This window comes from Bradyrhizobium sp. Pha-3, from assembly GCF_042258615.1.
In the GTDB taxonomy this organism is placed as follows: domain Bacteria; phylum Pseudomonadota; class Alphaproteobacteria; order Rhizobiales; family Xanthobacteraceae; genus Bradyrhizobium.
In genome coordinates this window covers 5,175,967-5,187,746 of record NZ_CP170152.1, presented here as the reverse complement: position 1 = coordinate 5,187,746, position 11,780 = coordinate 5,175,967, and the positions used below count along the sequence as shown (strand labels likewise).

Genomic DNA, 11,780 nt, shown 5'->3' with positions numbered 1-11,780 from the left:
CGGCATGCGCCCAAAGCATCTCCAAAACGCGGCGAAAGAGGGCTGACATCTGCCCCTGCCATCGCTATATCAAGCCCCGCCCGGCACGTCCGGGCTTTTGGCGTTGGATGGATTTTGGGACATGACGGGATCGACACGATCGAGCAGCGGGCTCGATGACCGCCGCAAGCGGCTTTTGTTTCGCTGCTGGCATCGCGGCACCCGGGAGATGGACCTGATCCTCGGCCGCTTTGCCGATGCGACCATCGCGGATCTGTCCGATCAGGAGATCGGCGAACTCGAGCACCTGATCGAGGTGCCGGATCCCGACCTCTATGCCGCGCTGACCGGCGACAAGGTGCTGCCGGCCGAATATGCGACGGCGCTGTTTGCCCGCATCAAGGCGTTCCGGGTCGCGGATCCCAGCGCATGAAGCAGCCGATGAAATCGCCGGCCGCGATGCTCGCGCCGGGCCGGGTGCTGACCATCGCCAACGTCGCCGAGGGCGCCGAAGGGCTCGTCATCTCCGACCTGGCGCGCGCCATTGCCGCGCAGCCGAAGCGGCCGGCGGTCAGCCTCGCCGTGGTGTGCCGCGACGGTGCGCGGATGCAGCAGCTCGCCCGTGCGCTGGAGTTCTTTGCGCCCGATATCGCCGTGATGCAGGTTCCGGCCTGGGACTGCCAGCCCTATGACCGCGTCTCGCCGCATTCCGGCATTTTGGCGCAGCGGCTCACCGCGCTGGCGAAGCTGTCGCGCCTTGTGGGCAGCGACAAGCCGCTGATCGTGCTGACCACAGTGAACGCCGCCGTGCAGCGGGTGCCGGCGCGCGATCAGGTCGCGGCGCAGGCGCTATCGGTTGCGCCCGGCAACGTCGTGCCGATGGATTCGGTCGTGGCCTGGCTCGAACACAATGGCTACACCCGCTCGTCCACGGTGCGCGAGCCCGGCGAATATGCGGTGCGCGGCGGCATCCTCGATCTGTTTCCGGCCGGCCTCGACCAGCCGGTGCGGTTCGACTTCTTCGGCGACTCTCTGGAGTCGATCCGCACCTTCGATGCCGAGACCCAGCGCACGCTGCTCGATATGCGCGGGCTCGACCTCGTGCCGGTCTCCGAATTCCAGCTCACCACCGAGACCATCCGGCGTTTCCGCATGGGCTATGTCGCAGCGTTCGGCGCGCCGGGACGCGACGACCAGCTCTATGAGGCGGTCTCCGAGGGACGGCGCCATCCCGGCATGGAGCACTGGCTGCCGCTGTTTCAGGAGCGGATGGACACGCTGTTCGATTATCTCGACGGCGCAACGATCGCGATCGAGCCGCAGGGTGAGGACGCCGCGCGCGAGCGCTTCACGCAGATCGCCGACTACTACGATGCGCGGCGCGAAGCGCTGGAGCATCCCGGCAGCGGCGCGATCTACAAGCCGCTGCCGCCGGACAAGCTCTATTTGACCGAAGCCGAATGGACCAGGCTGCTCGGCGATGCACCGCTGGCGCGGCTGACGCCGTTCGCGGTGCCGGAACGCTCGCCCGAAATGTTCGACGCCGGCGCGCGGCAGGGCCGCAATTTCGCGCCGGAGCGTGCCGACGGCAATGTCAACGTGTTCGAGGCTGTCGTCGGCCACATCGGCGCGCTGCAGTCGCAGCGCAAGAAGGTCATCGTCGCGCTGTGGAGCGAAGGCTCGCGCGACCGCATGGGCGCGATGCTGCGCGACCACAAGTTGCTCAACACCACCAGCGTCAACACCTGGCGGATCGTGCAGGCGACCCCGCGCAACGAGACCATGCTGGCCGTGCTCGGTATGGAATCCGGCTTCGAGACCGACGAATTCGCGGTCATCAGCGAGCAGGACATTCTCGGTGACCGCCTGGTGCGGCCGCGCAAGGCAAGCCGCAAGCTCGACAATTTCATCTCGGAGGTGACGAGCCTTGCGACCGGCGATCTCGTGGTTCATGTCGAGCACGGCATCGGCCGCTTCGTCGGCTTGCAGACGCTGGAAGTCTCCGGCGCGCCACACGATTGTCTCGAGCTGCACTACGCCGCGGAGACAAAGCTGTTCCTGCCGGTCGAGAACATCGAGCTGCTGTCGCGCTACGGCTCCGAAAGCGCCAATGTCGAGCTCGACCGTTTGGGTGGCGGCGGCTGGCAGGCCCGCAAGGCGAAGCTGAAGAACCGCATTCGTCAGATCGCCGGCGAACTGATCAAGATCGCGGCCGAGCGGCAGCTGCACGAGGCGCCGAAATTCCCGCTGCAGCCGCATGTCTACGACGAATTCTGCGCGCGCTTCCCCTATGAGGAGACCGAGGATCAGCTAGGGGCCATCACCTCGACGTTGAACGACCTCGAGATCGGCCGCCCGATGGACCGCCTGATCTGCGGTGACGTCGGCTTCGGCAAGACCGAGGTGGCGCTGCGCGCAGCTTTTGCCGTGGCGCTGGAGGGCCGGCAGGTCGCGGTCGTGGTGCCGACCACGCTGCTGGCGCGTCAGCACGCGCGGACCTTCACCGAGCGCTTCAAGGGCTTCCCGGTCAATGTCGCGCAGGCGTCGCGGCTGGTGTCGACCAAGGATTTGAACCAGGTCAAGAAGGGCCTCACCGACGGCAGCGTCGACATCGTCGTCGGCACCCATGCGCTGCTCGGCAAGGCCATCAAGTTCAAGGACCTCGGCCTCCTGATCGTCGACGAGGAGCAGCATTTCGGCGTCAGCCACAAGGAGCGGCTGAAGCAGCTGCGCGCCCAGGTCCATGTGCTGACGCTGTCGGCAACCCCGATCCCGCGCACGCTGCAACTGGCGCTGACCGGCGTCCGCGAGCTCTCGATCATTGCCTCGCCGCCGGTCGACCGCCTCGCGGTGCGCACGTTCGTCGCGCCGCACGATCCCCTGATGATCCGCGAGGCGCTGCTGCGCGAGCGCTACCGTGGCGGACAGGCGTTCTACGTCGTGCCGCGGATCGAGGATCTCGCCGGCGTCAAGGATTTCCTCGACAAGAACGTGCCGGAGATGAAGGTCGCGGTCGCCCACGGCCAGATGCCGCCGACCGTGATCGAGGACATCATGTCCGCGTTCTATGACGGCAAATACGACATCCTGCTCTCGACCACGATCGTGGAGTCCGGTCTCGACATCCCGAACGCCAACACGCTGATCGTGCACCGGGCCGATATGTTCGGTCTCGCCCAGCTCTACCAGCTGCGCGGCCGTGTCGGCCGCTCCAAGCTGCGCGCCTATGCGCTGTTCACCCTGCCGGCGCAGCAGAAGATCACGGCGCAGGCGGAGCGGCGGCTCAAGGTGCTGCAGTCGCTGGAGACGCTTGGCGCGGGCTTCCAGCTCGCCTCGCACGACCTCGACATTCGCGGCGCCGGCAATCTGCTCGGCGAGGAGCAGTCCGGCCACATCAAGGAAGTCGGCTTCGAGCTGTACCAGTCGATGCTGGAGGAGGCGATCGTCAACCTCAAGGCCGGCGTCGCCGAGCCCGCCGCCGACCGCTGGTCGCCGCAGATCACGATCGGCATGCCGGTCCTGATCCCCGAGGACTATGTCAACGACCTCAGCGTGCGGCTGTCGCTCTATCGGCGGCTCGCCGATCTCGAGACCGACGACGAGATCGACGCTTTCGCCGCGGAGATGCGCGACCGCTTCGGCGTGCTGCCGGACGAGGTGCGTTATCTGTTCAAGGTTGCCGCGATCAAGGCCTACTGCCGCAGGGCCAATGTCGGGAAGGTCGATGCCGGCCCGAAGGGCGCCGTGATCGCGTTCCGCGACAACAGCTTTGCGCATCCGGAGCGGCTGGTGACGTTCATCCGCCAGCACGGCCAGGCCGCCAAGGTGCGCCCCGATATGAAGGTGGTGTTCTTCCAGGAATGGGATACGCCGGAAGAGCGGCTCGCCGGCACCACCGAGATCCTGCGCCAGCTCGCCAATCTCGCGGAGAACAAGAAGGCGGCATGAGGTTTTGGCCTGCCCGGAGGGGGAGGCTCGGCTCCAAAACTCAGTGATCGAGATCCCGCGCCAAGTGAGTTGGTGAGGGCCAGCGGACGTTTGCTTCGATTGTCGAGCATCGGCCCGGCTCGGCCGCGGGGACGAGTAGCCGGACAGACCTATTGGGAGTTGGAGGCGCGATCGACACCATGATCAATGGCGTCCGACTGACAGTTGACAGTGGTTCAACCGCGAGCAGCACCACGTCGGCAGCAATGGCAAGCTGACCGTGTTCGGCGGTACCACCGGCGATACCACCATCGATGGCAACGAAGAGCCGGGTGAGGAAATCTATCGCGGCACCGCCATCAATACGACGATCAAGAACGGTTGGCTCCAGTAGTCTCAAACGACCGCAACAACAACCCTTGCGCCTAAGGCAGCGCAGTCGCGTCCAACACCGCGGTGGAAAGCGGTTCCGAAAGATCGTTGGATTTCTTGTGGCTGCCACCGCGATCAACTTCATCGTCGAAGGCGATACGCAGGACATCGGCTCGGAGCGGAATTTGCGTATTGGCCTTTACCAACTGGCCGCGATGGTGACCGCCACGTTCGTTGTCACGGGCAGAGCAGACTTCGCCGAAGGCAAGCTGGAGCGGCGCTGGGATGCTGTTCATCGCTGTATGTTGTTTTGTTCCTGCGATTCCGGAGCAGCCCCGAAGGGGTACTCGCCAAGGTTTCGTTGACGAGGTTGTCAATCTCGCCTAGTTTTTTCTCACATTTCGAGCAGTTTCTTTGTATTTCAGTGCAGGGGTTTTTCGTGAATGCGATTACCGTCGCGCCGACGATCGCGCTGATGCGCCCGTCGGACCATTTGCCGGAACATCCCAACGTCATCGTTGATCGTTCGACCGACGCCGCGCCGGTCATGCTGACTTTTTCATTGGCCTGTCGAGCGGCCTGTCGTGGCTTGCACGGGCGTCAGGAACGCCGGTCATCATGATCAGCGGGTTCACCCATCCCACCAACAAATTTGAAACGCCTTACCGCATTGTCAACTCCCACGCGTGCGACAGTTGCTGGAACGATCCGCGGGTGCGTTTCGACCACAAGGATTTCCTGTGGTGTCCGCGGCATGCAAATTCACCGCGACAATTTGAATGCAGGCGGCTGAATACGGCCGATCACGTAAAGCAGGTTATAGAGCAGATACCGGGATTTCCGATCGGCGCCAACGCGTAGCGCGTAAAGGGCGTCGACGCCGACAGGCATCGACGCCCGAAACCGGCAAATGAATTTTATTCTGGCCTAGAGGCAGAGCCATGCAGACGATTTCCAGCGGCGTCACCGTTACCGTATCTTCTGGCACTGAATCCGGCGATACCGTCCTGACTGGCGGCACGCTGATCATTGAGTCCGTCGGCAGCGCCACTGGAACGATTGTGTCCGGCGGCTCCGAGGTGATTTCGAGCGGTGGTGTCGACAGCGGCGCCACGATTGTGTCCGGCGGCAGCCAGAATATCTCCAGCGGTGGTCTCGGCGTCTCGGCCACGGTGTATGCAGGCGGCATGGTCAACGTTTCCTCGGGCGGTGCGGCGTCGTTCCTTACCGTGTCGTCGGGCGGCACGCTGAACGTTGCCGGAACGGTGACAAGCCACGTTGAGGTCTATTCGAGCGGCCTTGTTGTGATCTCTTCCGGCGGCATCGAGACGGGCGCTCCCGGCAGCGACGAGACGATTGTGTCGGGTGGCACGGTCAGCGTGACCTCGGGCGGCCAGCTCTCCTACTTCACGGTCAAGAGTGGCGGCGTTGTCACGGCCGACCATGGCGCGACGATCCACGACTTCGGCGTCAGCAATGGCGGCATCCTCAATCTCGCAGGTTCTCAGACTAGCAACTCGGAGGTCTTCGCCGGTGGCACCGAGAATGTTTTTTCGGGAGGCAATGCGCAGAACTTCGATGTCTCGGGGGGCACGCTGAACGTGCTTTCTGGCGGCAATGCGCAGTCCTTTACGGTGTCGGGAGGCTTGCTCAACGTCCTCTCCGGAGGCCTGTCCGAGTTCTTCACCTTGTCGTCCGGAGCCTCGGCCGGCGTCGCAGCCGGCGCCACCGTTCACGATCTTACCGTATCGAGCGGAGCAACGCTCAACCTTCTCGGTACGGCGACGAACTTCGTGTTCGTTGCGGGCGGCGCCACATTGAACGTCTCTTCCGGCGGTGCCATCAGCGGATCATTGGATCCATCCGCCCTCCCAACGGTCACCGTCGTCGGCACAGTGAATGCATCCGCGGGTGCCTCCGTCAGCTACGCTGCTGTCAACAGCAACGGCGCCTTGAACTTGCAGGCCGGCGCGTCCGCGCATGACATCAATGTGAAGACCGGTGGCCAATTCAATCTGGCGGGAAGCACGACCAGCAACATCAACATCTACGGGGGCGGTCTGGAAACCGTTTCGTCCGGAGGTGCTGCGAACGGCACCAATGTCTTCGGCGGCGGTGAGCTCGACGTCCTTTCCGGCGGATCGGCAAATGCCACGATGGTCGATGGTGGTCTGCTGAAGCTGTTCTCAGGCGGGTCTCTCAGTGGCGTTTCGGTCAACAATTTCGGCGCTGTAGAACTGGTCAGCGGAGCGTCTGTTTCGCAGCTTTCCAACACCACTTTCGGTGCCGGCACCTACCTTGAGGTGGGTCCTGGCGCTGTCGTGAGCGGCTACTCGGTGGGGAGTGGCCCGATCCTCGACGTTCTGTCAGGCGGCTCAACCTCCGCCATCACCGTCGCCGCGAGCGGGACCGAGAACGTGTTCGCGGGCGGCACGGCCCTGGGCACCTTCATCGGCAATGCCGGCTTCATGCAAGTCGGCATTCCGTCGTTCCAGGGATCGGGTGGTTCGGCGGGCGGAACCGCAAGCAATACGACCGTGGCGGGCGGTCAGCTCGATGTGAACTCAGGTGGCCTCGCGGTGTCCACCACGATCGCCAACAACGGCGGCACGAAAGTCACCTCGGGCGGCGCAGTATCCGGAACGACGATCTCCAACTCCGGCGGCATGACCGTGCTGAGCGGCGGCACGGCGACCGACACGACGGTGCTGAGCGGTGGCTACTTCCAACTCGGATCGTTCAACGGTAGTGCCGGCTCAGCCGGTGGCAGCGCGACAGGCACTATCCTGTCTGGCGGATTCGAGGCCGTCTTCAGTGGTGGCGTCGATTCCGGCGCCGCGATTCTGTCGGGTGGCAATCAGGTGGTTTCCTCTGGTGGCGTCACCATTGGCGCCAGCGTTTCAAGCGGCGGCGCCTTGAATGTTTCCGCTGGCGCGACGGCGCACGACGTCACCCTGTCGGGTGGCACGCTCAACCTTGGCGGCACCGTCACCAGCAACGTTTTCATCTCGAGCGGTGGCATAGAAAACGTGCTGGTGGGAGGATTGGTCTCGGCATCCTCCAACGGCGTGGGGACGACGGTTTCGGCGGGCGGCATCCTTAACGTGATGGGGACCACCTCCAACATGGTGGTGGTGTCCAGCGGCGGCGTCGAGAACGTCTCGTCCGGTGGCGTCATCCAGGGCACCATCAGCGGCACGGCCGGTACGGGAACGGTCATCGCGGCCGGCGGAACGCTCAACGTGTTGGCCGGAGGCTCGGCCAGCATGATCAACGTCTCCGGCACGCTCAATGTGCAGGGCAAGATCACCAGCAATGTCACCATTCAGAGCGGCGGCCACGAAATCGTCTCTGCGGGTGGCTCCGTCACCGGCGTTGCCGGTTCGGGGACCGTAATTTCCGGTGTGGTCGACGTTCTCTCCGGAGCGTCTTTCGAATATGCGACCGTCTTCAATGGCGGTGACCTGAATGTCTCGTCGGGTGCGACGGCAGACCATATCTCCGTCTCGAGCGGCGGCGTCTTCAACGTTGGCGGCACGGTTCTGAGCAATGTCTCGGTCTTTGCCGGCGGCATCGAGAACGTATTCTCCGGAGGTGTGGTTACCGGTGTGACCGGCTCCGGAACCGGGATTTCGGGCGGCACGGTCAACGTGTCCTCGGGAGGCGCGATCGACCACACGACCGTCATCAGCGGTGGCGTGCTGAACATTAAATCTGGAGCCGCGGCGCACGACATCGCGGTGTCGAGCGGTGGTGCGCTCAACGTTGCCGGCGCGGTGACGAGCAACGTCGCGGTCTTTGCCGGAGGCAATGAGATCGTGTCCTCTGGCGGCTCTACGGGGCCGGTCATGATTTCCGGCGGCGTGGTCGAACTGCGGGCCGGCAGCGTCACGAACGGCGGCATCACCTTCAGCGGTTCCGGCGGTCAGCTCAAGATCGATGGCACCTCCCTGGCCGGCACGACCATCAGCAGTCTGGTGCTGGGCGACAGCATCGATCTGGCAGGCCTCAATTTCGTATCGGGTGGGTCGGCGACTTTGCGGGCCGGCAACATCCTGCACGTCACCGAGGGGGCATCCTCCTTCGATCTGCAGCTTGATGCGACACCCGGCGTGCGGTTCAGCGTCAGCGCGGATTCCGGCACCGGCACGCTGGTCACGACGCGTGCCGATATCGCGCCGGTCACGACAGCGTCCAACATCCACGCAGGCTCTGGCCAGACCTCCGTGCTGGCTTCCAGCCTGTTTACGGTGTCGGACGCCGATGGCGATCCCATCACACAATATGCGTTCTGGGACACCCAAGGTCACGGACACTGGGTCGTCAACGGTGTCGTCCAGGCCACCAACGCCGAGATCGATGTTGCGGCGGCCAACCTGTCGCAGGTGAGCTACGTCTTCGGTTCAAGTGGATCGACTGATACCCTTCTCGTTCGAGCCAATGACGGCACGATTTGGGGCAACTGGACTCAGTTTACGGCCAAGGCATTTGGCGACAACCCGCCGACCGTGAACGCGAGCAACGTGACTGCGGCGCATGGCCAGACGTCGATTGCCGCATCAAGTCTCTTCACGGTGAGCGATCCGGATGGCGACACGATGACCCAGTACGCGCTCTGGGACACGCAAGGTAACGGACACTTTGTAGTCAACGGCGTCGTGCAGCCCACCAACGCCGAGATCGATGTCTCGGCGGCGAACCTGTCGCAGGTGAGCTACGTGTTCGGTCCCGGTGGTTCGACACCCGATACGCTCTGGGTGAGGGCCAATGACGGCATCCTGTGGGGAGGCTGGACCGCGTTCACGGCAACACCGGGCCCCGACACGGCTCCGGTCGTGACGGCATCGAACGTAACCGCCAATCACGGGCAGTTCTCGGTTCTCGCCTCGAGCCTGTTCTCGGTGACCGATGCCGAGCACGACACGATCACCCAGTACGCGTTCTGGGATACGCAAGGTAACGGCCACTTTGTAGTCAACGGCGTCGTGCAGCCCACCAACGCCGAGATCGATGTCTCGGCGGCGAACCTGTCGCAGGTGAGCTACGTGTTCGGCTCCGGCGGCTCGACACCGGATACGCTCTGGGTGAAGGCCAATGACGGCAGCATGTGGAGCGCCTGGCAGAGCTTCACGGCAACACCGGGCCCCGACACGGCTCCGGTCGTGACGGCATCGAACGTAACCGCCAATCACGGGCAGTTCTCGGTTCTCGCCTCGAGCCTGTTCTCGGTGACCGATGCCGAGCACGACACGATGACCCAGTACGCGTTCTGGGACACGCAAGGTAACGGACACTTTGTAGTCAATGGTGTCGTGCAGCCCACCAACGCCGAGATCGATGTGTCGGCGGCGAACCTGTCGCAGGTGAGCTACGTGTTCGGCCCCGGCGGTTCGACGCCCGACACGCTTTGGGTGAAGGCCAATGACGGCAGCATGTGGAGCGCCTGGCAGAGCTTGACAGCAACACCGGGCCCCGACACGGCTCCGGTCGTGACGGCATCGAACGTAACCGCCAATCACGGGCAGTTCTCGGTTCTCGCCTCGAGCCTGTTCTCGGTGACCGATGCCGAGCACGACACGATCACCCAGTACGCGTTCTGGGACACGCAAGGTAACGGACACTTTGTAGTCAACGGCGTCGTGCAGCCCACCAACGCCGAGATCGATGTTTCGGCGGCGAACCTGTCGCAGGTGAGCTACGTGTTCGGCCCCGGCGGTTCGACGCCCGATACGCTCTGGGTGAAGGCCAATGACGGCAGCATGTGGAGCGCCTGGAAGAGCTTCACGGCAACACCGGGCCCCGACACGGCTCCGGTCGTGACGGCATCGAACGTCAGTGGCATTCACGACCATTCGGTCGCGGCCTCGAGCTTGTTCTCGGTCTCGGACGCCGAGCACGACACGATCACCCAGTACGCGTTCTGGGACACGCAAGGTAACGGACACTTTGCAGTCAACGGCGTCGTGCAGCCCACCAACGCCGAGATCGATGTGTCGGCAGCGAACCTGTCGCAGGTGAGCTACGTGTTCGGCCCCGGCGGTTCGACACCGGATACGCTCTGGGTGAAGGCCAATGACGGCAGCATGTGGAGCGCCTGGCAGAGCTTCACGGCCACCGCCACCAACCAGGCACCGACGGTCTCGGTCGCCAACGTCGTGACGGTCGCGGGGCAGACCTTTGCGGCTTCGAGCCTGTTCACTGCGACGGACGCGGATGGCGATGCCATCACGAAATATGCGTTGTGGGATTCCAACAGCAACGGGCATTGGAGCGTCAGCGGAGCTACGCAGGCCGCGAATACCGAGATCGACATCACTGCGGCGCAACTTTCCCAGACGACCTATCAGGCCGGCTCGGGTACGGACCAACTCTGGATCCGTGGGTATGACGGCATTGCGTGGGGGACTTGGCAGCCCTTCAACGCGACGGGCGAGAGCTCCGGCAGCGCCACCATCGCAGCGGGCGCCACCCTGGAATTGCCGGGGGCGTCGAGCGCCACCGTCGCATTCCAGGGCTCGACGGGGACGCTGAAGCTCGACAATTCCGCGAGCTTTGCGGGCACCGTCGCCGGGATGACCGGCTCGGACGCGATCGATTTCGCGAACATCAACTTCGCGAACGTTCAGACTCCGAGCTTCAGCGGAGACTCAACGCACGGAACGCTGACGGTGACGGACGGCACCGTCACGGCGAGCATTGCGCTGCTCGGCAACTACATGGCCTCGACCTTCACGACCTCGAGTGATGGCCATGGCGGTACCCTGGTTGTCGATCCGCCGGCGACGCAAGTCAGCCAGCTGGCGCAGCCACAGCATGCGTGAGGCCTGAAGATAGGGCATGCGGAGCCACCGAGATAAGGTGGCTTCGCATGCTGCCGACGCTGCCCGCCAGCGATCGCGGCAACTGACAAGCGGCCAAGGACCCGGCGAGAGCGCTCGAGCTCTATCAGAAGGCGATCGAGGCGGGCGATCCCTTCGCGCTCGCCCAGACCACCCTGATGTACTTCTACGGCAAGGGAACGCCGCGCGACTACGACACGGCTGCGCAATACTTTCAGCAGGCGGCCGATCTCAACGATGGTTATTCCGTCAAATCTCGCGAGAGCAGAAGGGCGGCGTGGCAGACTTCTCTTGGCGGAGACAACTCCGTAATTTGACGGGTCATCTGTCGGCTGCCAAGCGGGCCGACCGTTTCGAAATGTGAATAACGGGCCAGAAACATTGAACTTTTGCGCCCAGCACCTTGACGGCTTTTGGGCGAATTGTAAGCTGATCGTGTTTTTTCGTTCAGATCGGCGATTTGGAATTTTGGATGACGTAGCAACTTGAATCTGGTTCGCGTCTCGCCAGCATTTCAACCTGCTCTCCAAAACTCAGCGATCAAGGGCTCCCGCCAAGTGACTTGGCGAGGGCTTGCGGGCGTTTGATTCCGCAGTCCGCAGGCCATCGGCCGGGCGCGGCTGTGGAGCCGAATTGCCGGACAGGCTTAGGCGGATTTTCGAG

6 protein-coding genes are annotated in these 11,780 nt (G+C 63.7%); 5 read left to right on the top strand and 1 reads right to left on the bottom strand.

Going from position 1 to position 11,780, the window contains the following annotated elements; genetic code table 11:
- The first annotated feature begins 121 nt into the window (after nt 1-121).
- Both ACE10Z_RS24730 and mfd read left to right on the top strand, forming a co-directional pair.
- Entirely contained in the window at nt 122-412 is a 291-nt protein-coding gene (locus tag ACE10Z_RS24730; RefSeq protein WP_375783098.1) for a succinate dehydrogenase assembly factor 2, read from the top strand.
- Nucleotides 409-3,927: a transcription-repair coupling factor gene (gene mfd, locus ACE10Z_RS24725; RefSeq protein ID WP_375783097.1), complete on the top strand. Its 3,519-nt coding sequence runs from the start codon at nt 409-411 to the stop codon at nt 3,925-3,927. The genes ACE10Z_RS24730 and mfd overlap by 4 nt, the downstream gene beginning before the upstream one ends.
- A 404-nt stretch (nt 3,928-4,331) precedes the next feature.
- On the opposite strand, the gene ACE10Z_RS24720 is transcribed toward mfd, so the two are convergent.
- Entirely contained in the window at nt 4,332-4,574 is a 243-nt protein-coding gene (locus ACE10Z_RS24720) for a hypothetical protein (protein ID WP_375783096.1), read from the bottom strand.
- Nucleotides 4,575-4,717: 143 nt separating this feature from the next.
- Between ACE10Z_RS24720 and ACE10Z_RS24715 the strand changes: the two genes are divergently transcribed.
- From ACE10Z_RS24715 to ACE10Z_RS24705, 3 genes are all read left to right on the top strand, one after another.
- The gene (locus ACE10Z_RS24715; RefSeq protein WP_375783095.1) at nt 4,718-4,900 is read left to right on the top strand and encodes a hypothetical protein; all 183 of its coding nucleotides are present in this window, start codon (nt 4,718-4,720) and stop codon (nt 4,898-4,900) included.
- A 319-nt stretch (nt 4,901-5,219) separates the two neighbouring features.
- On the top strand, nt 5,220-11,099 hold the full coding sequence (locus tag ACE10Z_RS24710) for a hypothetical protein (RefSeq protein WP_375783094.1): 5,880 nt from the start codon (nt 5,220-5,222) through the stop codon (nt 11,097-11,099).
- 176 nt (nt 11,100-11,275) lie between these two features.
- A complete protein-coding gene (locus tag ACE10Z_RS24705; RefSeq protein ID WP_375783093.1) occupies nt 11,276-11,434 on the top strand; it encodes an SEL1-like repeat protein in 159 nt (52 codons plus the stop codon).
- Nucleotides 11,435-11,780: the final 346 nt, after the last annotated feature.